Annotated in this window: 17 protein-coding genes; 6 read left to right on the top strand and 11 right to left on the bottom strand. The window is 59.9% G+C overall.

The window, feature by feature from the left end; genetic code table 11:
* Positions 1-15: 15 nt before the first annotated feature.
* The 6 genes from EGM97_RS10075 to EGM97_RS10100 all read right to left on the bottom strand — a co-directional run bounded on the left by EGM97_RS10075 (position 16) and on the right by EGM97_RS10100 (position 11,292).
* On the bottom strand, positions 16-4,626 hold the full coding sequence (locus EGM97_RS10075; protein ID WP_238964860.1) for a dermonecrotic toxin domain-containing protein: 4,611 nt from the start codon (positions 4,624-4,626) through the stop codon (positions 16-18).
* Between the two features lie 114 nt (positions 4,627-4,740).
* Positions 4,741-5,841 carry a polyamine ABC transporter substrate-binding protein gene (locus EGM97_RS10080; RefSeq protein WP_238964859.1) on the bottom strand — a complete coding sequence of 367 codons (1,101 nt, stop codon included), beginning with the start codon at positions 5,839-5,841 and terminating at the stop codon, positions 4,741-4,743.
* An 11-nt stretch (positions 5,842-5,852) separates the two neighbouring features.
* Positions 5,853-6,884, bottom strand: coding sequence for a histone deacetylase family protein (locus tag EGM97_RS10085; RefSeq protein WP_238964858.1), 1,032 nt, complete (start codon positions 6,882-6,884; stop codon positions 5,853-5,855).
* A gap of 318 nt (positions 6,885-7,202) precedes the next feature.
* Entirely contained in the window at positions 7,203-8,399 is a 1,197-nt protein-coding gene (locus EGM97_RS10090) for a hypothetical protein (RefSeq protein ID WP_238964857.1), read from the bottom strand.
* 279 nt (positions 8,400-8,678) lie between these two features.
* On the bottom strand, positions 8,679-10,166 hold the full coding sequence (locus tag EGM97_RS10095; RefSeq protein ID WP_238964856.1) for a Fic family protein: 1,488 nt from the start codon (positions 10,164-10,166) through the stop codon (positions 8,679-8,681).
* A 133-nt stretch (positions 10,167-10,299) separates the two neighbouring features.
* Positions 10,300-11,292, bottom strand: coding sequence for an AraC family transcriptional regulator (locus tag EGM97_RS10100; protein WP_238964855.1), 993 nt, complete (start codon positions 11,290-11,292; stop codon positions 10,300-10,302).
* Positions 11,293-11,602: 310 nt separating this feature from the next.
* Here EGM97_RS10100 and EGM97_RS10105 point away from each other — a divergent pair, with 310 nt between their 5' ends.
* On the top strand, positions 11,603-14,893 hold the full coding sequence (locus EGM97_RS10105) for a dermonecrotic toxin domain-containing protein (protein WP_238964854.1): 3,291 nt from the start codon (positions 11,603-11,605) through the stop codon (positions 14,891-14,893).
* Positions 14,894-14,938: 45 nt separating this feature from the next.
* Here the strand turns inward: EGM97_RS10105 and EGM97_RS10110 are convergent, their stop codons facing one another.
* The 3 genes from EGM97_RS10110 to aspA form a co-directional block, all read right to left on the bottom strand.
* Positions 14,939-15,943: an asparaginase gene (locus tag EGM97_RS10110; RefSeq protein ID WP_238964853.1), complete on the bottom strand. Its 1,005-nt coding sequence runs from the start codon at positions 15,941-15,943 to the stop codon at positions 14,939-14,941.
* A gap of 132 nt (positions 15,944-16,075) precedes the next feature.
* Positions 16,076-17,524: an alanine/glycine:cation symporter family protein gene (locus EGM97_RS10115; RefSeq protein WP_238964852.1), complete on the bottom strand. Its 1,449-nt coding sequence runs from the start codon at positions 17,522-17,524 to the stop codon at positions 16,076-16,078.
* Between the two features lie 622 nt (positions 17,525-18,146).
* The gene (gene aspA, locus EGM97_RS10120) at positions 18,147-19,571 is read right to left on the bottom strand and encodes an aspartate ammonia-lyase (protein WP_053148924.1); all 1,425 of its coding nucleotides are present in this window, start codon (positions 19,569-19,571) and stop codon (positions 18,147-18,149) included.
* A gap of 180 nt (positions 19,572-19,751) precedes the next feature.
* On the opposite strand from aspA, the gene EGM97_RS10125 reads away from it, so the two are divergent.
* The 5 genes from EGM97_RS10125 (at position 19,752) to EGM97_RS10145 (ending at position 23,572) form a co-directional block, all read left to right on the top strand.
* Positions 19,752-20,669: a LysR substrate-binding domain-containing protein gene (locus EGM97_RS10125; RefSeq protein ID WP_238964851.1), complete on the top strand. Its 918-nt coding sequence runs from the start codon at positions 19,752-19,754 to the stop codon at positions 20,667-20,669.
* Between the two features lie 336 nt (positions 20,670-21,005).
* Complete coding sequence (gene purE / locus EGM97_RS10130; protein ID WP_003196369.1) at positions 21,006-21,497, top strand: 5-(carboxyamino)imidazole ribonucleotide mutase; 492 nt, start codon at positions 21,006-21,008, stop codon at positions 21,495-21,497.
* Between the two features lie 12 nt (positions 21,498-21,509).
* The gene (locus EGM97_RS10135) at positions 21,510-22,595 is read left to right on the top strand and encodes a 5-(carboxyamino)imidazole ribonucleotide synthase (protein WP_238964850.1); all 1,086 of its coding nucleotides are present in this window, start codon (positions 21,510-21,512) and stop codon (positions 22,593-22,595) included.
* Positions 22,596-22,698: 103 nt separating this feature from the next.
* Positions 22,699-22,944 carry a GlsB/YeaQ/YmgE family stress response membrane protein gene (locus EGM97_RS10140; RefSeq protein WP_238964849.1) on the top strand — a complete coding sequence of 82 codons (246 nt, stop codon included), beginning with the start codon at positions 22,699-22,701 and terminating at the stop codon, positions 22,942-22,944.
* A gap of 91 nt (positions 22,945-23,035) precedes the next feature.
* Entirely contained in the window at positions 23,036-23,572 is a 537-nt protein-coding gene (locus EGM97_RS10145) for a DUF3299 domain-containing protein (protein WP_238964848.1), read from the top strand.
* 133 nt (positions 23,573-23,705) lie between these two features.
* Here EGM97_RS10145 and EGM97_RS10150 read toward each other — a convergent pair whose 3' ends face one another.
* Both EGM97_RS10150 and EGM97_RS10155 read right to left on the bottom strand, forming a co-directional pair.
* The gene (locus EGM97_RS10150) at positions 23,706-24,605 is read right to left on the bottom strand and encodes a D-hexose-6-phosphate mutarotase (RefSeq protein ID WP_238964847.1); all 900 of its coding nucleotides are present in this window, start codon (positions 24,603-24,605) and stop codon (positions 23,706-23,708) included.
* Positions 24,606-24,816: 211 nt separating this feature from the next.
* The gene (locus EGM97_RS10155; protein WP_024777863.1) at positions 24,817-25,221 is read right to left on the bottom strand and encodes an acyl-CoA thioesterase; all 405 of its coding nucleotides are present in this window, start codon (positions 25,219-25,221) and stop codon (positions 24,817-24,819) included.
* Positions 25,222-25,581 lie beyond the last annotated feature (360 nt).

Below are 25,581 nucleotides of genomic sequence, written 5' to 3' on the forward strand. Positions count from 1 at the left end.
CCCAGGTTCAGGGATTTATGACGGCCGTTTAGGAAAGAATATTTCCTTGGCCTGGTCCACGGCGATTTCACTGCGGTAATGGTCGATCAACTGGCGCTGGTTGAGCACTTCGGTGTGTTCGAGGGCGACTCCTTTACCCACTTGCTCTGGCGTTCTCAAGTGTGCGGAAAGGAAGGCGTGCGCGGGCACCCAGTCTGTCGAGTAACGAAAATCGGCGAACCAGAGGGTTTTGTTTTCCTTCACATCCTTGATCTCATACCTGTCGAGATAACCGTAGGACTGGCTCTTGATTCGTTGCCGGCTTTTCTGCTTCTTGATGGAAATCAGATTCCGGCTTTTAAGCCAGATGACGCTGCTTATGGTGGGGGGGCGTTGTTTGATGATGCTCAGGACCGTTTCGAATCCTTCATCGAAGAGCGCCTTCGATTCCTTCTTGAGTTCCGCGCGCAGGGACTCGGCGGCACGCCGGTCTTTTTCGGCAATTCCAACCGTTTCGTTCGAGGCACTGTCGAGGGCTTTTTCTATCGCAACGCCGACGGTTTCCATCCGGCTCGCATGCGCGTTCAGAATCATTCCGATGCCGGCAGGGGTTCGGCGAGGCTGCTTGGCGTACACCTGGATCTGCGTCCTGAATGCAGCCAATTCGTCGATCAGGGTTTTACCCTTGCTCATGCTGGTAGCCAGGGTAGGGATGATCAGTGACGCACCCGCTTGTGGCGTGTCGGTGTTCATATGAGGCACCCATTCGCCGGTTTCCTTGCGATGGAAAGTGGCGATGATTTTGTCGGAGAACGGGTTTTTCACGTCGACCCAATCCGTCTCTTCCCTGGTTTTCGTCAAGCGGGGTTCTCCGCTGATGAGGCCCCAATAGCGCGCCCTGATGAACTTTTTTCGCGGGCGTGGGCGCTCTACATAGGGGGCGCCGGTGCTTTGTCGGTTGCCCCGTTCGTCAAGGGCGAGCGCCAGATGGTCGAGAGTCCGCTCCCTGTGGTTGCTGAGTTGCCTGCGCAGTCGGGTGATCGCCGCCGGGCGGGCGTGGTCCTGATACTCGTTGCCGATGTACTCCAGGTGCTCCTCGATGGCCGTGAACTGTTCTGTCAGGCTGCCAAATGCGTCGATTTGTTCGTCCAGCCGAATCACGCTGCGTTCGTCGATGGCGTCGTACAGGCTTTGAAGCGCGACCGTTGCGTTATCGATCAACCGGTGAAGGTTTGTCCAGCCCTCGGGAATCGTGTTGACGCTGTCTGGCGCCAGGCAGAGGTGGCGATACATGTCCACTTGGATAAGCCGAATAGCGTCGCTTTTGTAGGCTGGCATTTTTCCGCGATGTTGGCGGATAAACTCATAGCCTTCGCGGCCCAGCTTCTTGAGATTGACAAAGCGCGTTTCCATGTAGTCCAGGCGCTCAATCATGTCGTCTCCGACGCGGATCATCTCATCGGCCGCATCGACGTGCTCCTGCTCCACGGCCTCGACTCCGGAGCTGATCATGTCCAGGGATTTTCTCAACGCCGGGGTGAAGCGTTCCTTCAGGGCGTCGATCTCTTCGAACGTGAAATTGATCTGCGCGTTCAGGTAGCCAAGCCTGGCTTGAGGTGCGTCGGGCCGCGTCTGGAAGACGGGCCATTGCGTCAGTATTTTCAATGCATCTTCATAGCTGTCTCGCTGCGTTTTCAATGTGCTCAGATACACTTGGCGCTTGGTGTCCCGGGCGGATCCCGAGGCCTTGCTCATTTCCTGCGCATCCATCATGAGCAGTGTCTGGTTCTGTGGCTTCTTTGCTTCGAACCGGTTCAGCTCACCCAGTAATCGGGTGCTGAGACTTTTCGCCTCTTCGATGACTTTCTTCCGGGCGCCTCTGGATCCGCTGCCCCGTAACCGCAGTCGCGTGTCGATATGCCAATCGCCGCGGGCATACCGCACCAGGGCAGGGCCCACGCGTGTGGGATCTTTTCCATCGACGATGGCGACATGATCCCCCTCCACCGAGACCTTGAACCATTTACCCGCCGACTTCGCGTACCAATCTTCGCCTTGCTTGTAGAGCCCACTGAGAGGGCCCTCGGCTTTGAATTCCTCCAGTTGTCCGGGAGTGTCCACGCTGAAGGTTTCCAGGAGCTTCACACGATGGCCGGACTTGTCCGCCAAGGCACCGCTGCTGTGGATCGAATCATAGTGCTCGGGTGGCACGTCCTTGCTCGTGAGCGGGGCGAGCTTTTCAATGATGAGTGCAGGTTTCACCAGGTCTTCCAGCTGGGGAACGGCCTCAGGCGCCGTTTTTCGACGACGAATAGTATTTTCCCGGGCGCGGTCGATGGCATGGGCGGTGATCGCCATCGCCAGGTTAAGCAGCAGATCGACGAAGGCCTCCTGGTTGACGCGGCTGTCGAACGCTTCGTTGTCTTGTGTCAGGGTTTCAACGTCGTTCAGGATTTGCCAGAGCCAGGTCGCGGTACCCACGGCGGCTCCGAGATACGGTAGGGCCAGGTTGAAGATCAACCAACTTGCCTGCTCGAAGGTCTTCCAGCGGCTTTCGCTATTGGAAACCGACTGACGGTCGGCAAGCTCGGCCAAGGCATTGGCGTTGGCTTTGAACAACAACGGCAGGAAATCCGTGCCCAGGGTGGCGTCGCTCAAGCTGACAGGCGCGCTGTTGGACATGGCTGAAAAAGGGTCCGTTGCAAACTCCATGATCATCCAGGGTGAAGGCAGCGGGCCGGAAAAAACGTAGCGGCTGTAGTTGTCGCGTACCCCATCGGGTAGCCAGGCCAGCACCGATTGACGCAGCGAAGGCGTCTGTCGGATCGCATACAACAGGTTGCTGGGCGTTGGATACTGGGACAGTTGCGGTTCAAGCAAGGGGCGATAAAGCACGCAAGGGCCGGCGCTCAGGTCTTGCGGGCCAATAACGAACATATTGGTCACGACGTCTTCGTCCTCCGACTCCCCGGAGACGAAAGCGAGTTTGCGCAGGACGATGGTTTGCCCGTCTACCTTGCGATCAGCTTCGTCGGTTTCCATCAGCGCGGCGACATAACGGTAGCCTCGATCGTCCAGGTTGGCCTTGCCGCGGATCTTGCTCTCGAGCGCCAGCATGGGGAGCTGAATACGTAGCTGAGAGATGTACAGGTTCTGGCGGCGTGCAGATTCTGTCGGATCGTCGAGCAGCTTGCTCTTGATCAACTGCGGATAAACGCGGCCGATATCGATCTTGGTAATGAGTTTCTCGATGTAATCGACGTCCATCCAGCCAGGCAGCTTCTGGCCATCGAGGGATCGGATAACCTTGTCACCCAACGGCAACGAAATCAGGTTCTGCAAGGCCAGCTCAACAAGGCTGAGCCGCGTGGTTTCGATTTTGCCCGGGACAACGAACGTGCCCCAGATAACGGGGCTGCGTATCTGGATCTCGATCTTCGCCGGATCGAGGGTCGAGGCATCGGCGTGATCGACCTGTATCTGCCGCTTCAAGGCATTCAGCGTGTAGACCTTGATGTCGGGAATGTCGTCCAGATATGTTTTGCCGGCATGAGTGCTGCTCAGCGCCGACAGGTTTTTCATATGCTGGGCCAGTTGGACCTGATCGGAGGTCGACGCCTCCCGCAGCCAGTCGGGCATCTGACTTTGAAACCAGCCCGCACTGGGGCCGTCATCGATATTCAAACCGTTATTGGCGGGTGGGTCGCCTTCACGGATCATGAATCGATCCAGCACCTCGGGAGAGCCGAGGATCCTGATTTGCGTGGCGATCAGTCCACAGGCCTTGTGATCGAAAATATTGCCGTCCGGCTCATACAGTCGCCACTGGAGCTTACGACTCCTGAGGTTGCCCAGATGGCCCGGGAGGGACTGTCCCAACGCCTGTTGTGAATCGAATTTTTCGTAACTGTTGCGCAGCGAGTAGGTCAGGATGACTTCCTTTTGGTCGATGGTTCCAATCAGCACCACCAGCAGGTTGTCGATCAAACGTTTCGCCTTGTCGCCCTCGACCTCATCGATATCGACCAGGTAGGCATGGGTGTCATATGGGTCATGTTTTTTCCGATCCTGGAGGTTGGGGTAAAGGAACAATAGCCTGGCCATTTCGCATTCGGTCGCAGTCCAGCCCTTGATATGCCTGATGTCCCAGAACCTGCGCAGCGTATTGGCCAGGCTGTGCCAGCGAGGGTTGGTCGAGCCCAGCGAAGCATTCCAATACGCCAGTTGTTGCTCCTGACACGCCGGTGTCATGACGGGGACAAGCTCGTTGATCAGCCGTCCTATCTGCCCGATACGCACCGGCAGGTGCACTTCAGGGGTCACCAGCGGCAGTTGGGTCAGGTAGTGGAACCCTTCGGTCAGTAGGGTCTGGCCTCCCTGGCTCAACTGCGCCGCCAACATGTTGCTGAGTGTTTGATAACGGGTGGAGAGCTGCACGATCTCGCCGTCGATGACGGCCCACGCCGGCTCGCCGACCACGATACTGTTCGGATCGAGGTGCAGGTCGGGGTACATTTTTCTGAGGGTCTGGCGCAGAAGCCTGGCGGCCACCTCCGGGGATGTGGGCCCCGCGAGCATTTGATTGAGCAAGGCATCTCCGAGGCTGATATCAGGCTCGGAGGCAATGGTTGTAGGGGGTTGTGCCATTTGAATCTCCCTGTCTCGCGATACATGGAATCCCCGGAGCCGGACGCTTCGGGGATTCCATGCTAGGAAGGGGCGAGACAGGGAAGGTGGTAACTATGTATAGGCTGCAGTGAATTACTGTCCGGATTTGATCCGCGTCCAGGCCCGGGTTCGGGCGCGCTCGGCATCTCTGGGCAAGGGTTGCAGGGTATAGAGCGTGGCCATGGCCGCTTCGGTCGGGTACAGGTTGGGGTTGCCACGAATGGCCGGATCGACCATTTCCGTGGCGTCCTTGTTCGGATTCGGATAGCCCACGAAGTCGCTGACCGGAGCGATAACCTGCGGCTGCAACAGGTAGTTGATGAAGGCATAGGCGTCGTCAGGGTTCTTCGCGCCTTTGGGAATGGCGAGCATGTCGAACCAGATCGGTGCGCCTTCCTTGGGCAGGCGCATGTCCACGGTCACACCGTTCTTGGCGTCCTTGGCCCGGTTTGCCGCCTGGGAGAAACTGCCGGAATAGCCCACCGCCACGCAGATGTCGCCATTGGCGATGTCAGCCATGTACTTGGAGGAGTGGAAATAGGTGATATGCGGGCGGATCTTCATCAACAGCGCTTCGGCCTTGGCATAGTCCGCCGGCTTCTTGCTATTGGGGTCCAGGCCCAGGTGCTGCAAGGCCAGGGGCAGGATTTCCGAAGGCGAATCCAGCAGCGCCACGCCGCATTGCTTGAGCTTGCTGATGTGCTCTTCCTTGAAGATCAGGTCCCAGCTGTCCACTGGCGCGCTGTCGCCCAGGGCTGCCTTGACCTTGTCCGGGTTGAAGCCGATCAGGATGGTGCCGTACATGTAGGGCACGGCAAATTTGTTGCCCGGATCGTTGGCCTCGATCAGCTTCATCAGCTTGGGATCGAGGTGGTTCCAGTTCGGCAATTTGCTGCGGTCCAGGGGTTGGAATACCCCGGCTTCGATCTGCTTGGCGAGGAATACGTTGGACGGCACCACGACGTCGTAGCCCGAATTGCCGGTCAGCAGCTTGGCCTCCAGGGCCTCGTTGGTGTCGAAGATGTCGTAGACCAGCTTGACCTGGCTGTTCTGCGCCTTGAAATCTTCCAGGGCCTTGGGCGTGATGTAGTCGAACCAGTTGTAGACGCGCAAGGTGCGCTCTTCAGCCTGGACGGCACCGCAAAGCAGCGCGGTGCAAAGGGTGGGGACCATCAAACGCTTGAGTCTGCTCATGCTTGTTTTCCTCATTGGGCGCTTTGAAAACCTTCGAGAACGTTCACCGCATTGATGCCGATTTCGGCCACTGCATAGCCGCCCTCCATCACGAACAGCGTCGGCTTGCCGAGCGCGGCGATGCGCTTGCCCATCGCCAGGTAATCCGGGCTGTCGAGCTTGAATTGGGAAATCGGGTCGTCCTTGAAAGTGTCCACGCCCAGGGAGACGACGATCACATCGGTGTCGTAGCGCTGGACTTCGTCACACGCCTGTTCCAGGGCGGCGCTCCAAGTGTTCCAGCCTGAACCGGCCGGTAGAGGATAGTTGAAGTTGAAACCTTCCCCGGCCCCTTCGCCGCGCTCATCCGCGTACCCCAGGAAAAACGGAAACTCAGCCTCCGGATGGCCGTGGATCGAGGCGAACAACACGTCGCTGCGCTCGTAGAAAATCGATTGGGTACCGTTGCCGTGGTGGTAATCCACATCGAGGATCGCAACCTTCTCGTGACCTTGGTCGAGGAACGCCTGGGCGGCGATGGCGGCGTTGTTGAGGTAGCAATAGCCGCCCATCAAATCGCTGGCGGAGTGATGCCCCGGCGGTCGGCACAAGGCGAAGGCGCTGCGGGCGCCGCGCTGGATTTCGGCCTGGGCGGTGAGGGCCACCTGAGCGGCGCTGTAGGCTGCTTGCCAGGTGCCGGCGGTGATCGGCGCACCGCCGTCGAAACTGTAATAGCCGAGCTGGCCGTGCAGGCTTTTCGGGATGACCGTGCGCAGGGTCCGGGCCGGCCAGGTATAGGGGAGCAAATCGCCTTCGCGGTTGTACTCGACCCAGCGATCCCAGGCCCCGCGGAAAAACTCCAGGTAGGCCGGGCTGTGGATGCGCTGGATCGGTGTGAGGCCAAAATCCGTTGGCGCCTCCACCGGGCCCAATGCCCGGGCCTTGACCCGTTCCAGCACATGATCGGCCCGGGAGGGCATTTCGAAGCAAGGCATCAGTTGCCCGTCCATCAACTCGCAGCGGCCGTGGTGCAAGTGGTGATCGTCTGAGTAGATCGTCAGCATTTGTTGTTCTCCGCAAAGGGCTGATCGGTTGACCACAGTCTTGCGGCGGGCGGCGTTTCAGAGAACGGCAGGAGAGGCCAAAAGGGGATCGAAATGGCCAAAAGGTTTGACCGGAAAGGGCCCCTTGATGGCGCAGGAGCGCCCGGGGCAGTGACTGATGCTTGGATGGTTGTCCGCCACTCGTGGCGAGGGAGCTTGCTCCCGCTCGGCGGCATAGCCGTCGCAAACGGTTAATGCGGCTGTCTGGGGAATGCGTCAGCCTGTTTTCTCCCCGTGCGTGTCGGGAAAAGTCCACAGGCTCACGCCTTCCAGAGTGCGTTATCGATCAAGGTAGACGCTGTATATTCCTGGGCCTTTCCGAAGGTCGTCGACCGTTACTCTAAGATCGTCAAGTTTCTTTCTCGCTTTTTCTTTTTCTGTCGCGCTGGCTCCACTTCCCAGAACCGTCTGTGCTTGCTCCATCTGGAATTTTGCGTTTTTCAGCAAGGTAGCCCGGGCTTCAGCCTGGGTAGCCATTACCTTGTCGCACCAAGCCGAGAATTTTTGCTGGCCTTCATTCGGCGTTGGCAACATGAGAGCTGACATGCACAGTTGCTGTTCATCATCGGAAAGCACAACGTTATTAACGATCCCTTCGACTGTTTTGGCTATTTGTTGTATGTGGGCCTCTGATCGTTGGCTGCCCATGCCAGTGGTTTCTATTTTTACTTTTGTTTCGCCATCTGCCAGTACGCCTTTTGTTTCGGCTATTGCGCTGTCAATGACGCTTCTATCGTCTTTCAGATTTTTTATTTTTTCCGCTAAAGCCGATGCGGTTTGATCCATTTCCGAAGTATTGGTCTGGGGATCCGCTTTTTTTGCATCACTGATTTTCTTGTCTACTGCCGCCTTCTCTGCTTCCAGGGCTGAAATTCTATCGCTGACTTTCTCTCTTTCGGCTCTTTGCTCGGAAAGAGACTTTGTCGCTTCGGCCCGTCCACTTGTCGTGAGGGCTACTGGAGGCGCTTTGATCGTTCCGGTCAGCTGTTCGATCGCCAATAGGGCTACGGTGTTTTTTTGAAACCGCCTCATGAGAAGCTCATATTGTGCGGCGCTTATCGCGCCAGACATGTAGCTCTCACACAAGCGATAACCGAAATCACGTAGCATCTGGATGCTTTGTGTGCGGATGCCCGTAAATGCGGCCCCATCCTGCATGGCGAAAGCCAATTCACCGCTTGCCTTACCTGGATACCCCCCTTTTGCCGCCAGCTCATAAGCAAGGGAGGCCATTGCATCGGGGCTTGGTTCTGCACACACAAACGTCCCTTTCTTGATGTGTTCCTCTGAAACGAACTTTCCGGTCGAGTCGTATTTTTTAGTCATGGTCTCATTGGGGGCGACCAGTATGGCTCTCTGTCGAATATCGCTCATGGAGCTTTCCCCACGAGAAATATCAAAAGTTCGGTAGATACTGTTCAGGTTGGCGCATCCGGCGATAGACATAATCATTAAAGCTGACAAAGCCCCCTTCATGGCGCATGCTCCCTTTGCTTACCGATGATGGCACTTTGGTATAGCTCATAGAATCACTGCGTGCGACCGAGCAGAGCAAAAAGATTTTTAAAGGCCCACCCATGGCGTATTTTTCCAGTAAGCAGCGTCTGCTGAGCGCCCAGCGGGAGCAAGCTCCCTCGCCACGAGAGGCAGCGAAAATCTTGAGAAGGGGTGGGGCAGGGGACGGCGTCCTGCATGTGGATTCAGCGCGGCGCAGCCGCAGACCAGAACGCAAGAATGCATGGCCTGCGTTAGCTGTCACTTCTCCAGTTGCTGCTCCCTGAGCAACGACTGTGTCACCTTCTCGATGTAATCAAATACCTCGGCCGGAACCGAGTATTGGTACTGCTTACGGCGGTTATTCGAAACGGTCCCATTGTTCGTCAGGCACATCATCACAAGGTTGGCCAGATCGCTTCCGCGCACGTCGTAGGCCTCGTTGACGGCTCGAACGACCTGGTCGTAGTTCGCAAGGAAGATCGTTTCCTCTCGAAGCTCGACTTCAATCGCTCGCTTTGCCATTTCCAAGGTAAAACGGACCCCGGGCGTGGCATCCCAGAAGCGGTAGATTGCAGGATCGCCGGTAAAGTCGAAGGTAAGTTGGCCGTGATCGATCCATCGGACCTCCCAAAATTCTCGCGCTGGTCGGGAAAACTGCTCCAGCGTCTCCAGATACAGCCGCTCCTCACGTTTCATCGCGACTGAGACAGGCAGCAGCAACCCGTTCTCCAGAGCGCCAGCGCGACATAACGTCTGGTGAATCAGAAAACGGGACAGTCGACCGTTCCCATCCATGAACGGGTGAAGGAAGACGAAGCCAAATGAAACGACTCCGGCGGCTACTAAAGGATCAATACGCCCCGTCGCGTTGTTACTCAACGCAATGAGCTGTTCCATCAGCTCCCGGCAGAGCTCCGGTGCAGGTGGCACATAGGTAACCCCTGCCGCCCCCTGCAGCGGGCCCGCTAAATGGTTCTGAGCGTGTCGAAATGCTGCAGCCATGTCGAGCGGGTTTGAAATCGTCGCGTTCTGAAGATGCACCAGGTAATCCTCACTCAGCGCGATACGCTCATGAGCCTGTCGCAGCAGCTGAATGAACTTCCGTGCCTTGTCTTCGCTTGGCGACTCCTTCTCTATCGCAAACGAATCCTTGGTTTCGTGCAGGTAGGCCCAACTGATGGTCCGATCCATCATTGCTGATGGCAGGCTTTGGATGAAGTCTTGAGCACGGGCCAGAATGTCATGTTCCAAGAGAGCGACTATCTCAGGGGTTCGCTCAACAGTGGCGCAATAGGCTAGCGTTCCGATACCGTTGAACTCCACCCGCCAGCGCGAATTGCGTTCCCCTGGCATTGTCACGTAAAGCTGCGGGTCGAACAGTGGGATGAACGCTCCCCGCACCGGCGACTTTTGACTAAGTTGTTCTGCGGTGAAGGCTTCACGTAGATAACAGGCTTTTCGGATATATATGCCGTTAGGGGCTCTTTCTAACTCAGCCTCCAGAGCCGCAGCCGGTATTTGTGGAAGCGCCTGAGCGAGAATGGCGAGGTTGACGCCCTCATGCTTGAGCGCAAATAACACGTGCCCCACGAGATCATCCGATGCGGGGGCGGTGTTGGCGGGTATAGCCAGGATTTCCCCGATCCGCTTTATCCGGGTGACTGGCTGCACTCTTGCCGGTCGGCGCAATGGGAAAGTGGAAAGCCGTAGGGTTTCCTGTAGCCAAGCGTATCCAACAAAGGTCATGGCGCAATTCCTTGATTTTCTGTCCCGCAGCGGAGATTTTTTTCAGTTTGCCAAGAAAATCTTGATTTGCACCTATTAAGTGGATTTTTTCTTAACTCCACAGTACGCCTTTAAAGGACGCGGCGCTGGGGCCTCAGATCCTGAACTGACTCGGCGCCACGCCACTCCAGCGCACGAAGGCGTGGCGGAAGCTGGCGGTTTCGCTGAAGCCCAGCTTTTCGGCGATTTGGTGGATCGGCAGTTGGTCTTCGCACAGCAACTGCTTGGCCCGCTCGAAGCGCAGTTCATCCAGCAGCTCCTGGTAGCTGCAGCCTGAATCCTTGAGGTGTCGGCGCAGGGTGCGTGTCGAGCAGTTCATCTGTTCGGCCAGGCCGTCCAAGCCTGGGGCGGCGTCCAGTTGGGCGTCGAGCAGTTGGCGGATCCGTCCCAGCCAGGCCTGGCGTCCGGTGAATTCGATGTTCTGCTTGCGGCAGCGTTCGACCATGGCGTGGTGGGTGACAGGGTCGGCCAAAGGCAGTGGTTGATCGAGCCAGTGCCGGTCGAAGGCAAAGGCATTGTCGAGGGTATTGAAACGTATCGGGCAATAGAAATGTGCGGCGTAGCGCGTTTGATAATCGGGCGCCGGATGCTGGAAGCGCGCGCTGCGCAGGGGCAAGACATGGCCGAGCAGGTCGTTACAAATAACTCGCAGCGAGACCATGCAGAATTCGGCATTGAACGCCGCCAGGGCGGGGTTTTCCCGGTAGTTGCTGGCGCTGAACCAGACGTACTGGCCGTCGTCGTCCAGCCTCAGGTCGAAGAGTGTTCCCAATAGCGCCGGATAACGCAGGGCCAAGTGCAAAGCGTCACCTAAGGTGGCACTGGTGAGCAGGGCATAACCGAGCATGCCGTAGGACGACACGTGCATGCGCAGGCCGAGGTCCAGGCCAATGTCATGCTTGCGGGCCACGGCATTGGCGCAGACCTGCATTTCCTGGTTGGTGGTGATGCGCGTGTCGGCCCGTTCCAGATCCGCCGTACTGATGCCGCTGCCGGCCAGCAACGCTTCACTTGGCAGGTCTTCGTGCTTGAAGGCATCGAGCACCAGGGAGACGGCGTTAAGTGTAGTGAGGTGGGAATGAAGCATGTTCGTTTCCAGCCTGGGGGAGGCTGGATAACGAGCAAGTTGTATGCCGGGTAAAGCGATAACCCGATACCGCACAACGCCCCAAAGGGCTGCTTACGCTCGCAGGTAACGGTCGCGGCTCGCTTCTTTACGCGGGCTGAAGACTTTCAATCATTGCCTGTCAATGGAAACAGCCATGTCGACTGCAAACCCCCCCCCTTCGATCACAAGCTCGCCACGCCCCCTGCGAACCGATAATGAGATCACCTCATGGGCCCTGAACGTACATCTGTTGTTCGCATCACGCCCGTCGCTGACGGACGTCGCGCGGATGACACTCCAAGAACTCCTCGATGAGCATTACCCAACGTTGGCGCCAGTCGCCGCAACCGCCGTGATCCTTGAACCTCAATGGCGCCTGGAAGGTGGGCAACCGCACAAAGTCGGGTACAACACCCATGGGGTGACCGACCTGTTGCTTGAGCGCTGCAGGGGCGTGGGCGCAAGGACGTTCAGCCAGGGCAGTTTTCTTGCGAAATTCCCTGGCGCAGAGACACCCCAGGGCGAAAAGGTCCCTTTGAGTGAAGTTCAGCAGATGCTCGATGAAGGGGCCCTCATGCTGCTTGAGGGTTATCAACAGCACCTGGTGGATTTCTGGAGCACGGGCGCTCCCAGCGTCTGGCGACGATTGTCCGATCTGTTCAAGGCGCAATTGCAGCAGGCCGCTTCGGCGCTCGTAGGCGAGGCGCTCGCCACCGTCCAGGCCGTCCTCGACTACCCGGAGCCGGCTCGGCGACAACAGGCCCTGGGGCAGGGCGCCACCCAAGCCTACGTCACGTTTGTCTACGAGGGTGACAGCAATGTCCCTCATCCGGAGGATGTGCTGGTGCTGACCATGACGCGCCGGCTGGGTGAGCGAGAAATCGCTTTGCTCTACACATTGACGGGCGGGATCGAGGTGTTCGGCTCGGTGGCGGCGATGGAAGCGTCCTGGTTCGGCGCGCGTCGGGCGGACGATTCGAAGCTGAGAAACTACACCCCCGAACAGGACATCTTCGATGCCTTGACTCTCTGTCTCCTGGAGCGTCAATTGCAACAGCTCGCCAGAATCAAACCCTCGGCTTATCCCGACGCGGCCAGTCTTGAGCGCGAAGTGGCGCTGGTTTCCGGTTCCGGCACGCTGCTGGGGGCCTTTCGCTCGGGGCATGAGGCCAGACTGTCGAAACTGCAGCAGGTGCTTCCCTCCTGGCTGAAGAATGCACCGTTGGCGGATCGCGGTGCCTACAGTCGTTTGCTGTCATCGCTGGCGGAGCAGCATCGAAGGTCCGTGTCGTTCATGGCGGGTATTGCGAACATCCTTGAGTTCGCTGACCAGGCCTTGAAGGAAAAGATGCTGGAGGATGACCCCTCGCGCACGAACATCTCGGTGAGCGAAATTGAAGTGACGTTATCCCGGCCGAGCAATTCCCCGTTCGAGATCATCGATCCGCCGTTTCCGGCGCCTCGCAGTGAAACTCAAACCCGGACTTTCCCGGAGATGGCGATCAGAAATCTCGGAGCTTTTCCCTGGGTCCCCTCGAAGATCACCTACCGGGGGGGCGAACCACCTGCCTGGATGACCTATGAGTATCTGCGGGACCTGACCTCGCGAGCCGACATCGGCCAGCACTATCCCGAGCTGCTGCAGCGCAAATTACTGAACGATCCCCTGGATGTGGCTCGCAGGCAGCAACATTTCGCTGATCGCCTCGCCATCCTGCTGCCCTTGCAGGCATTGGAACTGAAGATCAAAAAGAACCTGACGGATCTGGCTTATCGCTTTGTCGTGGCGGTGTTGCGGCCGGCCCTGTCGGCCGGTTTCGCTGCCGGGCAGGCACCGGTCATCAGGCCTCTGGCTTTCCTGACCGAGGCCCAGGCGACGCCCGATGTGGTCGCTGACATGTTCGTGATCGGCCCCGAGGACGTCAGCCTGGGCCCTCATGTGCTTTACAGGCCTGCTTCGTCCACGCCCTTGATGGAATTTGCCTCGCGAGCCGCTCTTTTCGATGCCATCAAGCAGGCCGGAGCGTTACAGGACAGCGTGCTTGCCGGGCTTGAGCCTTCTGCCCGTCGGGTCTATGCCAACGGTGGTTTCCAGGAGCCGCACATCGGCCGGGTGCTGCTTTCCGATGCCACCACTCCCCGGACTCCGGAACCTGCGTTGCTCGGCCGCGAGCCGTTACAAGGCGATATCGTGGGTGCGTTGTACAAAGCCTGTGCCCAGGCATTGATCGAACAGGCCAAACGGGCCTCGGTGTCTGACTCGCAGGCGCGCTGGGACAATTTCATGCAGTTTGGCTGGGTTGCGTTCAACCTGTTGCTGCCGCTGCTGGAGGGGCCGGTAATGATGCTCGGCTTCCTGGTCCAGCTCACGGAGCGGCTTGATGAGTTCGTTGACAGCGAGGGGGTGGAAAACAGCGGGGAAGCCTTGGCCGGGGCGCTGATGGGCCTGGCGCTGGTGCTGGTCCATGGAGGGGCACGCCTGGGCGCGATAAGCCAACTGGAGGAGCGGGCAATGACCGAGCGTGGGGCTCCGGTTGTCTCGCCGGGCAATGCGATTATCAAAGACCCGGCGTTACCTGCTTCCGCCAGCCCTTACGGGGCGAAAGCGCGGCTGGTCTATGGCTGGTCGAGCCCTCGTGCCCATTTTTCCGCCCCTGAGCTGGCCCGCCTCGATACCTTCAGGCTGACGGCTCCTACTACGTTGCAAGGCTTGGTAGTTTCGGGTGAATACCAGGGGCTCTATCAACGGGGCAGTCTGTGGTTTGCCCAGGTCGAAGGCCAGTGGTATCGAGTGTCACGCCGGCTTGAGGGGGTGGTGATCATCGACGCCGCCCACCCGGCGCGGACCGGTCCCTGGCTTGAGCAGGATGGACAAGGTCGCTGGAACCTGGGACACAGCCCGCGATTGCTCGGTGGTGCGGGTGGGCTGAGTGTCCGTGGCGCAAAAAAACTCAAGAGCCTGGAGAAGCAGGGGCGCGATCTGCTGGGTACTCTTGATCAACAAATGTCTGATGCCGGTTGGTTGTCCAGAAGCGAGCGTCCGCCCATCGACGTAGAGGATCTGATCGTCGGCAAGGCAACCGAGTTCGAGCGCTGTGCCGGGGAGATCGAGCAGTTGACGCAAGCGCTGGGTAACCAGGCCCCGCGACTGTTGATCAAGGATCTGAGAGCCGGTGCCAGGCGTTTGCGGGAGTTGGGGCGAACCACCCGCATCGCGATGACCAAGGCAAAGCTGCCCAACGTTGGCGCGGTGGAGTATTTGCTGCAGGAGCAGGAGGTCAGCATCCGCAAGGCCGGTGGCCGGGTGGATATTTCAGACAATAAAGGCAACGATTTCCTGCAGGTCTACGAGATTCGCGAGAGGCGCAACAACCGCGTGCTGTGGTTCGCGCACTTCCATTATCTGAAGCAGGATGCAGCGGCGGATGCCTTTACCAAGGCTCACCTGAAGACGTTCGAGCAGGGCGGGCGGGGGCTTGAGTTCCAGAAAGCCCAGCAGAAGGCCGGCCAGGCGGTTGAGAGGATCTGGCGTGCCGACATCGGCAGCGCCGCCGCCAAGGCATTGTTCCTCTCGGCATAGCGGTGTGAGGCGCGAAGAGATTCGCGCCTCAGCGGTTTGCAGGGCTCAGCTCAGCTCGCCGCACAGATCCAGCTCAACCAGCCGGCGGACATCTTCCACGGCCAGCCCGGCGCCGATCAACGCTTGCAGCTTGCCGAACGCCGCCTCGCGGGTCATGCCGCCGCCGGACAGCACGCCGACGCCGCGCAGACGACTGCCGGCCTCGTACACGTCCAGCTCCACGCCACCTTCATGGCATTGGGTCACCGCCACGACTACCACGCCACTGTCCCGCGCCCGCTGGAGGCTGGCGAGGAAGGCCGGATTGTCGCTTGGGCCGGTGCCGCTGCCGTAGCATTCCAATACCAAACCCTGGATACCACTGCCTAGCAAGCCGTCGAGGATCTCGGCGCTGATACCGGGAAACAGCGGCAGCGCCGCCACGTTGGCCAATTGCTTCGGTTGGCGGTAATCCAGCTGCGCTGGCAAGGACGAGGCTTTCACGCCGCCGCCCTGGCGCTCCAGGCGCTTGAAAGGATGACGACCAAAGCTGCGCACCTTGGCGCAACGGGTCGGCGCCAGCAATTCGCCATGGAAGTACAAATGCACCCCTGGAGCCAGGCCTTGGCCGAGGGCAACCAGCGCGCCGCTGAGATTTTCCCAGGCATCGCTATCGGTCACGCCGGCCGGCAGCATGGAACCGGTGAAACAGACCCGGGCGTGCAGGCCCAGCAACTGGAAGCTCATCGCCGCGGCGCTGTAGGCCAGGGTGTCGGTGCCGTGCAGGATCAGCACGCTGTCGCAACCCTGCACGTCCACGGCATCGACCACCGCTTCGCGCAGTTGTTGCCAGTAAGCCGGGGTCATGTTGGCGCTGTCGATCAGCGGCGACATTTCCCTGAAACGCCATTGTGGGACGACGAGTTCGGGTTGGCTGTGCAGGTAGTCGCGCATCCGCGCTTCGAAACCGGAAGCCGGGGCCAGGCCGTGGGCACTGGCCTGCATGCCAATGGTGCCGCCGGTGTAGAGCACCATGACGTGCTGCGCGGCAGGGTAAGAGGCGGAATTCATTGATGGGTCTCCTGGACGAATGCACCTTGCGCCCAGCATGCCTGCGTGCGCAAGGTGTGTCACGTCGAGTGGCAGGACGCCACTCGTTGCGGTCTGTCGCGGCGGGTGGCGGGGAGCCACCCGCCAGTGCGATCAGCGTTGCGTGGCAGGCGTGCCCTGGGCTGCGCCTTGCTCGCGTGGAGCCGATTGGCTTGGGCTGGTCGGCCAGGCCTTCAGGTCCAGGTCCAGGTCGGTGAATTTGCTGGAGTCGAACACTGGCTGCTGGACGCCGGCGCGGCGCTGCTCGTCGTAGTCGCGCATTACGCGCAGGCCGACCTTGAACAACATGGCCAGGGCCATCAAGTTGACGAAGGCCAGGCAGGTCATGGTGATGTCGGCGAAGGCGAACACGGTCGAAAGGTCCTGCATCGAACCCCATACCACCAGCGCCAGAACCAGGCCGCGGAAAATCATCAGTACGGCGCGGTTGCGGCTGAGGAACTGCAGGCTGTTCTCGCCCAGGTAGTAGTTATAGAGGATGCAGGTGAAGACGAACAGCGACAGCGCGACGCTGACGAACACGCGACCCCAGTCACCGACCACGGCGGCCAGCGAGTTCTGGGTCAGGACGATGCCGTCACCTTCAAAGCCCGGGGTGTAGAAGCCCGACAGCAGGATCAGCAGCGCGGTGCAGGTGCAGATCACGAAGGTGTCGAGGAACACACTGAAGGCTTGGACCACGCCCTGGGCGCCCGGGTGTTTCACGGCGGCCACGGCGGCGACGTTCGGCGCACTGCCCAGGCCTGCTTCGTTGGCGAACACGCCACGCTTCACGCCCATCACGATGGCGCTGCCGAGCAGGCCGCCGAAGGCTGGGTCGAGGCCGAAGGCGCTCTTGAAGATGGTTTCCAGCATGGCTGGCACGTGTTCGATCTGGGTGCCGATCACGTACAGGGTCACGCCGATATAGGCCAGGGTCTTGATCGGTACCAGCAGGTCGGACACCGCGGCGATGCGTTTGATGCCGCCGATGAAGGTGATGGCCAGCAGCACCGCCAGGACGATACCGGTGTGGCTTGGGTCGAAGGCAAAGGCGTTCTGCAGCGAGTGGGTCACGGTGTAGGACTGCAGGCCGATGAAGGCGAAGCCGTAGGTGACCAGCAGCAGGATGGAGAACACCACCGCCATGCCTTTCAGCTTCAGGCCGTGCTGGATGTAGTAGGCCGGGCCCCCACGGTACAGGCCGTCGCCGTCGGCGCGCTTATAGACCTGGGCCAGGGTGCATTCGAAGAAGCTGCTGGACATGCCCACCAGTGCGGTGACCCACATCCAGAACACGGCGCCCGGGCCGCCGAGGGTTACGGCGATACCGACACCGGCGATGTTACCGGCGCCGACGCGGCCGGCGAGGCTCAGCATCAGGGCCTGGAACGAGCTCAGCTGGCCAGCCTGGCCGTGAAGGGACTCTTTGAAGACACTGAACATGTGGCCGAAATGGCGGAACTGGACGAAGCGCGAGCGGATCGTGAAGTAGCCACCGAGTCCCACAATAAGCAGGATCAGCACTTTCCCTGAAAGGAAGTCGTTGATGACTTCGAGCATGGATTATTCCTCGCTGTTTTTTGTTAAGCAAATACTGGCCGCTGGAAACATCGTGTTACGACGGCCGACAGGCGGCCAGGCAGGTCAAGCGATGTTTCGTCCCGGTCCATTTCGCGGGTTGTTATTAGTTCGGGTTCGCATGTTTTAAGGGGCGCTTGTTTACGACCACGCATGCGAGAGGGGCGGCACTATACCTATCAGTGCGGTGCCCGTCTGCACAGTTGTGGTGCGTCCGACGAAACAGCCTCTTTAGTTACCTGGCCTTTCGGTCAGGTTCTTGTGGGGCGAGTCGGCTCATGATGGCTGACGGCGCGGATTACAACGGCAGCGCGGCGTCGTTTATCACGAGTGGTCTCGGTCCTACAGGTTCGGTCATCCTTTCGCTATCAATTAAAAAAAGGGCTTGGGGGAAATCCCCAAGCCCTCAAAAGGTGAGAGGTGTCTAGTCCCTCGACCTGGTGAGCGTTAGGCTTTGTACGCAAAGTGCCTGCGCGACGATCATGCTGCGTTGAAAACAGGCTAGGAATGCTCATTGACAGCCAGTCAACTCCGCTTCCTCGCCTGTTTTCGCCTTGCCTGATCGCCGCTCGGCGACTTTTCGTACAAACCCTAGTCGCGTCGATCACGCTTTGAGCGGGACCAGACGCGGAGCAATCATGTTTTCGGGGCGCAGGATGTCGTCGAGCATCGCCTCGTCGAGCAGGCCTTCCTCACGCACCAGTTCCAGCACGCCGCGACCGCTTTCCAGCGCGACGCGGGCAATGCGGGTGGCGTTTTCATAGCCGATGTACGGGTTCAGGGCGGTGACCAGGCCGATCGAGTGCTCGACCAGCTCGCGGCAGCGCGCTTCGTTGGCGGTGATACCGACGATGCAGTGCTCGCGCAGCATGTCCATGGCCCGTTGTAGCAGGCGGATCGAGTCGAAGATCTTGAAGGCGATCAGCGGTTCCATCACGTTCAGCTGCAGTTGGCCACCTTCGGCCGCCATGGTCAGGGCCAGGTCGTTGCCGATAATCTGGAACGCCACCTGGTTGACTGCTTCCGGGATCACCGGGTTGACCTTGCCGGGCATGATCGAGCTGCCTGGCTGGCGGGCCGGCAGGTTGATTTCATTGATGCCGGTACGCGGTCCGCTGGACAGCAGGCGCAGGTCGTTGCAGATCTTCGACAGCTTGACCGCGGTGCGCTTGAGCATGCCGGAGAACAGTACGAAGGCGCCCATGTCGGAGGTGGCTTCGATCAGGTCGGCGGCCGGAACCAGTGGCTGGCCGCTGATGGTCGCCAGGCGCTGTACGGCCAGGGCCTGATAGCGTGGATCGGCGTTGATGCCGGTGCCGATGGCGGTGCCGCCCAGGTTCACTTCGGTGAGCAGCTCGGGCGCCAGGGTTTTCAGGCGCGCCAGGTCTTCGCCCAGGGTCGTGGCGAAGGCACGGAATTCCTGGCCGAGGGTCATCGGCACGGCGTCTTGCAGCTGGGTGCGGCCCATTTTCAGGACGTGGCTGAATTCTTCGCCTTTGGCGGCGAATGCCTGGATCAGGCTTTCGAGGCTGGCCAGCAAAGCATCGTGGCCCAACAGCAGACCCAGGCGGATCGCGGTCGGGTAGGCGTCGTTGGTGGACTGCGCCATGTTCACATCGTTGTTGGGGTGCAGATACTGATACTCGCCCTTCTGGTGGCCCATGGCCTCCAGCGCGATGTTGGCGATCACCTCGTTGGCGTTCATGTTGGTCGACGTGCCGGCGCCGCCCTGGATCATGTCCACCACGAATTCTTCGTGGAAATCACCGCGGATCAATCGTGCACAGGCTTCGCTGATGGCTGCGTGCTTGGCTTCGCTGAGTTGGCCCAGCTCGCGGTTGGCGTCAGCGGCGGCTTGCTTGACCATGGCCAGACCGACCACCAGTTTCGGGTAATGCGAAATCGGAACGCCCGAGAGACGGAAGTTGTTTACCGCTCGCAGGGTCTGGATGCCGTAGTACGCTTGCGCAGGTACTTCGAGTACGCCAAGCAGGTCTTTTTCTGTGCGGAAAGATGCAGCGGAGGACATGACGGAAATCATCTCGATAAGGACCCGGTCTGAGCCGGAACGCTGGGGATGCTAGGCCTTCGAGAAAATTAGGGCCAATGCTGTTAAACACTGCCCTATGCAGATTCGGCATAATGTCGGTGTGACGTCGCGTGGGCGGCGAACGTGTGACCTGTTTTGGTGCATGGGTCGGGAGGAATGATGAATCTTGAAAGCAAATGGCTCGAGGACTTCAGTGCCCTGGCCGCTACCCGCAGTTTCTCCCAGGCGGCTGAGCGTCGCTTCGTGACGCAACCGGCCTTCAGCCGGCGCATCCGCAGCCTTGAGGCGGCGCTGGGGCTGACGCTGGTCAATCGCTCTCGCACACCGGTCGAACTGACAGCGGCGGGGCAGTTATTCCTGGTGACCGCACGCACGGTGGTGGAGCAACTGGGCGAGGTGCTGCGTCATTTGCATCACCTGGAAGGCGGGCAGGGCGAGGTGATCCAGGTGGCGGCCGCTCACTCCCTGGCGCTGGGCTTCTTTCCGCGCTGGATCGCGCAACTGCGCAACGAAGGCATGAACATCGCCACGCGGCTGGTGGCCACCAACGTGGGCGATGCCGTCCATGCCTTGCGCGAAGGGGGCTGCGACCTGATGTTGGCGTTCTACGACCCGGATTCGGCCATGCAGATGGACCCCGAAATCTTTCCGTCGCTGCACCTGGGCCAGACCGAAATGCTGCCGGTGTGTGCCGCTGGCGCCGACGGCAAGCCGATGTTCGACCTCGAAGGCGAAGCCAGCGTGCCGTTGCTGGCCTACAGCGCCGGGGCATTTCTCGGTCGCTCGGTGAACCAGTTGCTGCGCCAGCGGGCGCTGCGTTTCACCACCGTCTATGAGACAGCCATGGCCGACAGCCTCAAGAGCATGGCGCTGGAAGGCCTGGGCATCGCCTGGGTGCCGCAATTGAGCGTGCGCGCCGAACTGGCCCGGGGCGAACTGGTGATCTGCGGCGGTGCGCAATGGCACGTCCCCCTGGAAATCCGCCTGTACCGTTGTGCCCTGGTGCGCAAGGCCAATGTGCGGTTGTTGTGGCGTAAGCTTGAGGGCGGAGTGGCCCAAGGCATCACCGGTTCCTGATGACAACGCCAAACCCCTGTGGGAGCGAGCCTGCTCGCGATGGCGTCGGATCAGCAACATTGATGCAGACTGACCCACCGCTATCGCGAGCAGGCTCGCTCCCACAAGGGGATTTGCGGTGGGATTTCGCTGACTCGCAGGTCAATAAGACCGCTGTTTAACTGCAAATGACAGATGGTCGCGACGGGGGCTGTTTATCTGCTTCATTGCGGTATACTGCGCGGCCTTCGGCCGGTCCAGATCGGCCATTATTCGTACAACAAGCCACGCCGGTTTCCCGCGTGGCTTGTTGTTTTTTGACGCGCCCGCGGGCGCCCAGAGAGAAGAGGCACGACGATGAGTGCACTGGTTGGCGTGATCATGGGCTCCAAGTCCGATTGGTCCACCCTTAGCCACACCGCCGATATGCTGGAAAAGCTCGGCATCCCCTATGAGGTGAAAGTGGTCTCTGCCCACCGCACCCCGGACCTGCTGTTCCAGTACGCCGAAGAAGCCGAGGCCCGTGGCATCGAGGTGATTATCGCCGGTGCCGGTGGCGCGGCTCATCTGCCAGGCATGTGTGCGGCCAAGACCCACCTGCCGGTGCTGGGCGTACCGGTGCAGTCGTCGATGCTCTCGGGTGTCGACTCGTTGTTGTCCATCGTGCAGATGCCGGCCGGCATCCCGGTCGCGACCCTGGCCATCGGCAAGGCCGGCGCGATCAACGCGGCCCTGCTGTCGGCGAGCATCCTGGGCGCCAAGCATCCGCAATTCCATACCGTGTTGAAGAAATTCCGCGCTGAGCAGACAGACAGCGTCCTGGACAATCCAGACCCGCGCATTGCCTGAGGTGGTTGACGAATGAAGATCGGTGTAATCGGTGGCGGCCAGTTGGGCCGCATGTTGGCCCTGGCGGGTACGCCCCTGGGGATGAACTTCGCTTTCCTGGATCCGGCGCCGGACGCCTGTGCCGCTGCATTGGGCGAGCACCTGCGGGCCGATTACGGCGACCAGGATCACCTGCGCCAACTGGCCGATGAAGTCGATCTGGTGACCTTCGAATTCGAAAGCGTCCCGGCCGAAACCGTTGCTTTCCTGTCCCAGTTCGTTCCGGTCTACCCGAGCGCCGAAGCCTTGCGAATCGCCCGTGATCGCTGGTTCGAAAAGAACATGTTCAAGGACCTGGGCATCCCGACCCCGGCTTTCGCCGACATCCAGTCCCAGGCCGACCTGGAAGCCGCCGTTGCGTCCATCGGCCTGCCGGCCGTGCTCAAGACCCGCACCCTGGGTTATGACGGCAAGGGCCAGAAAGTCCTGCGCAACCCCGAGGACGTGGCCGGCACGTTCGCCGAGCTGGGCAGCGTGGGCTGCCTGCTGGAAGGCTTCGTGCCGTTCACCGGTGAAGTCTCGCTGATCGCCGTACGTGCCCGCGACGGTGAAATCCGTTTCTACCCGCTGGTGCACAACACCCACAAGGACGGCATTCTCAAGCTGTCTGTCGCCAGCACCGACCACCCGCTCCAGGCCCTGGCCGAGGATTACTCCAGCCGGGTGCTCAAGCAGCTCGATTACGTGGGCGTGATGGCATTCGAGTTCTTTGAAATGGATGGCGGCCTCAAGGCCAATGAAATCGCTCCTCGGGTGCACAACTCCGGCCACTGGACCACCGAAGGCGCCGAGTGCAGCCAGTTCGAAAACCACCTGCGGGCGGTAGCCGGGCTACCGCTGGGCTCGACCGCCAAGGTCGGTGAAAGCGCCATGCTCAACTTCATCGGCAAGGTGCCGGACACCGAGAAGGTCCTGGCCATCGCCGATTGCCATCTGCATCACTATGGCAAGGCGTTCAAGGCCGGGCGCAAGGTCGGTCACGCCAACTTGCGCTGCGCTGACCGGGCCACCCTGGCCCAGCAGATTATCAAGGTCGAGACGCTGATCGCCGAGCAATAATCCGCAACATTATTGGAACCATTCGTCGGTCGGATTCTCTCATGGCAAGGTGCCAAAGCCTGACTAGGCTTTGGCATAGCTCCTACTTAAAAGAGGAAATGCCATGGGAATCATCGGAACCATCTTTATCGGCTTGATCGTTGGCCTGCTGGCGCGCTTCCTGAAACCGGGTGATGACAGCATGGGTTGGATCATGACCATCCTGCTCGGTATTGGCGGTTCGTTGGCAGCCACGTATGGCGGCCAGGCCCTGGGTATCTACCAGGCGGGCGAAGCTGCCGGCTTCATCGGTGCCCTGGTGGGCGCGATCATATTGCTGGTGATCTACGGCCTGATCAAAAGAAACTGACTCAGAATGCTGATGGCTCTCTCTGCGAGGCGCGCAGAGAGAGCTAGAATGCCCGGCGTTTCACTGACTCTTTCCATTGCCGAGCCTTTTCATGCGCCGTCTAGTGTTGACCCTTCTACTATTGGGCAGTGGCCTTGCCCATGCCGCCGAACTGCCGGAAACCGATTGGCTCGAACTGATGCCCAAGTCGGACCAGAAAGCCCTTGAGGCGATGCCGGAGATCGACCACAACTCCCCGGAAGCCAATGGCACCTTCACCCAGAAAGGTGGCCTGAAGCAGAGCAAGGGCTTGCCCGCGGTGATGTATTCGACCAAGACCGTGGCGTCGATGAATGACAAACACATTCGCATCGGCGGTTATCCGGTGCCGTTGGAAACCGATGCCAAGGGCCACAGCACGCTGTTCTTCCTGGTGCCTTACCCCGGCGCCTGCATCCATGTCCCGCCACCGCCGCCCAACCAGTTGGTGCTGGTGCGTTATCCCAAGGGCCTGAAGCTGGATGACATCTACACGCCGTTGTGGGTGACCGGCACGCTGAAGATCGAAAAGGTCGACAACGACCTGGCGAGCGCGGCGTATGCGCTGGATGCGGAGAAGGTGAGGGTGGTGCAGGAGGCGGATCTATAGCGCTTAGATCGACCTGACACAGATCCCCTTGGAGCGAGCCTGCTCGCGATTTCGGACTGTCAGCCACCATTATCCTGGCTGACCCACCGCTATCGCGAGCAGGCTCGCTCCCACAGTGTTTTTGTGGTGTCGGTTAGAGCGGCTTGCTGCCGATGCTTACGCCCAGGGTATGACTGCCATCAGGCAGCAGCGTCACCACGTCATCCATCACATTCGCCGTCTCGATGCACAGCATGCGCTGCCAGCCGTCGTCGGCCATATCGCTGAAGGCCTTGGCCCGTTCGATCCAGGGGTTCCAGATGACGGCCGAGCGTGAGCCGCTGCTGGTCAGTTCGATCCGTCGCGACCAATGCGGGTCGACGATGCTCAGTGTCGGCGGAGTGTCGAGGTAGATGCGGTCGGTCTCGCCGGTAAAGTGCAGGTCGCCGGCCTGGGTGACGGTTTTCCAGTCGTCCAGGGTTTCGATATAGCTCAAGCCGTCTACGCCTTCGACGTGTACGTTGCGCACGTCGCTGACTGCGAAGTAACTGTGCAGCGCCTGGCTGAGGCTGACGGTTTCGCTGCCGCGGTTATGGCTGGTGAGGCTGATATGCAGTTGTGCGTCCATCACGATGGTCAGCGTCAGGTCCACCTGATGGGGCCAGCCGGCGAGGCCGTTCTCGGGGTAGGGCAGCACGAACTCCACCTTCAGGCGTTCGCCCTCGGCTTCGATGCCCTGCAATTGCCAATCCATTGCGCGCACCAGGCCGTGGGCCGTGGCCGGTTCGTTGCTCACGCGCATGGCCTGGACGCTGTCGGGGTTGCGGGTCAGGTTGCCGAACCAGGGCCAGCACACCGGCACGCCGGCGCGGATGCTTTTGGCGGCCTTGAAAGTCGCCTGGTCATTGAGCCAGATCAGCGGCGGTTGGCCGTCCACTTGATAGCTGAGGACATGTGCGCCTTGCTGGGCCACCAGCAACTCGGCCTGGCCGTGGCGAATGCGCCATCCATTGAGTTCATCCAGTTTGACGGCTTCGACATTGGGCGTAGGCATGCTGCTAATCTCGCTCGGGAACAGGAACTGCAATGGACCGTGAAACGGCCACCATGTTTAGGCTATGTACGAAATCGCTTGAAACTTGATTATGCGGCGTTAAAAACCGGCTCGGAATGCTCGACAACCAGTCAAGTCGAGCGCGACCCCGGCCGTTCCTCGCCGATTTTTGCCTTGCCTAACCTGCGTTTCAAACAATTTCGTACACAGCCTAACGGGCGCGGGGTGGAACCGAACGGGTACGGCCACTGCCATCGATGGCGACGAACACGAACACCGCTTCGGTCACCTTGCGCCATTCGCTGGACAGCGGATCGTCGCTCCAGACCTCGACCATCATCTGGATCGAGCTGCGACCGATTTCCAGCGTCTGGGTGTAGAAGGACAGCTGTGCACCCACCGCCACCGGCACCAGGAACGCCATGCGATCGATCGCCACGGTCGCCACGCGCCCGCCGGCCACCCGACTGGCCATGGCCGTGCCGGCCAGGTCCATCTGGGACACCAGCCAGCCGCCGAAAATATCGCCGAAACCGTTGGTGTCGCGGGGAAGGGCGGTGATTTGCAGCGCCAGGTCGCCTTGCGGGATTGGATCTTCTTGTTCGAGCTCTATCATGCCGGGGGTGCCTCTGACCCGTAACTCTGTCGTGTACTTCAGGTGAATAGCCGTCTTTGTAAAAAACGATTCAGCCCGAACCTGCGTTCGTCACGTTTTTCGTAAAGGCGTGCCAAAGGGATACTCTGCGAAACCGGCTGGTTCTTCATGACGCCCCCAACGACGTTTTCGCACAGCAACCCCTTACAGAGTGTCGCAAGCCTGGGAGTATATCGGGCGATAGGCGTCGAGACGACCACCCGGTTCCGATTTCGACTATCAATAATGCACCTCTATGTGCTTTTTCGAACAATTTGCTATCGTGCCGAACCGCTCCAGCCCGTATTGACGGGTTGCAGAACCGACTATAAGAGAAGCCCC

This window comes from Pseudomonas sp. AF32 (assembly GCF_022342325.2).
In the GTDB taxonomy this organism is placed as follows: domain Bacteria; phylum Pseudomonadota; class Gammaproteobacteria; order Pseudomonadales; family Pseudomonadaceae; genus Aquipseudomonas; species Aquipseudomonas uvaldensis.

Bases quoted from the DNA above. Each gene is read 5' to 3' on its own strand.
- EGM97_RS10105 (WP_238964854.1), top strand. From the start codon at position 11,603: ATGACACTCCAAGAACTCCTCGATGAGCATTACCCAACGTTGGCGCCA.
- EGM97_RS10085 (WP_238964858.1), bottom strand. From the start codon at position 6,884: ATGCTGACGATCTACTCAGACGATCACCACTTGCACCACGGCCGCTGC.
- EGM97_RS10125 (WP_238964851.1), top strand. From the start codon at position 19,752: ATGAATCTTGAAAGCAAATGGCTCGAGGACTTCAGTGCCCTGGCCGCT.
- EGM97_RS10155 (WP_024777863.1), bottom strand. From the start codon at position 25,221: ATGATAGAGCTCGAACAAGAAGATCCAATCCCGCAAGGCGACCTGGCG.
- EGM97_RS10145 (WP_238964848.1), top strand. From the start codon at position 23,036: ATGCGCCGTCTAGTGTTGACCCTTCTACTATTGGGCAGTGGCCTTGCC.
- EGM97_RS10095 (WP_238964856.1), bottom strand. From the start codon at position 10,166: ATGACCTTTGTTGGATACGCTTGGCTACAGGAAACCCTACGGCTTTCC.
- EGM97_RS10115 (WP_238964852.1), bottom strand. From the start codon at position 17,524: ATGCTCGAAGTCATCAACGACTTCCTTTCAGGGAAAGTGCTGATCCTG.
- EGM97_RS10110 (WP_238964853.1), bottom strand. From the start codon at position 15,943: ATGAATTCCGCCTCTTACCCTGCCGCGCAGCACGTCATGGTGCTCTAC.
- EGM97_RS10150 (WP_238964847.1), bottom strand. From the start codon at position 24,605: ATGCCTACGCCCAATGTCGAAGCCGTCAAACTGGATGAACTCAATGGA.
- EGM97_RS10075 (WP_238964860.1), bottom strand. From the start codon at position 4,626: ATGGCACAACCCCCTACAACCATTGCCTCCGAGCCTGATATCAGCCTC.
- aspA (WP_053148924.1), bottom strand. From the start codon at position 19,571: ATGTCCTCCGCTGCATCTTTCCGCACAGAAAAAGACCTGCTTGGCGTA.
- EGM97_RS10135 (WP_238964850.1), top strand. From the start codon at position 21,510: ATGAAGATCGGTGTAATCGGTGGCGGCCAGTTGGGCCGCATGTTGGCC.
- EGM97_RS10090 (WP_238964857.1), bottom strand. From the start codon at position 8,399: ATGAAGGGGGCTTTGTCAGCTTTAATGATTATGTCTATCGCCGGATGC.
- purE (WP_003196369.1), top strand. From the start codon at position 21,006: ATGAGTGCACTGGTTGGCGTGATCATGGGCTCCAAGTCCGATTGGTCC.
- EGM97_RS10080 (WP_238964859.1), bottom strand. From the start codon at position 5,841: ATGAGCAGACTCAAGCGTTTGATGGTCCCCACCCTTTGCACCGCGCTG.
- EGM97_RS10100 (WP_238964855.1), bottom strand. From the start codon at position 11,292: ATGCTTCATTCCCACCTCACTACACTTAACGCCGTCTCCCTGGTGCTC.
- EGM97_RS10140 (WP_238964849.1), top strand. From the start codon at position 22,699: ATGGGAATCATCGGAACCATCTTTATCGGCTTGATCGTTGGCCTGCTG.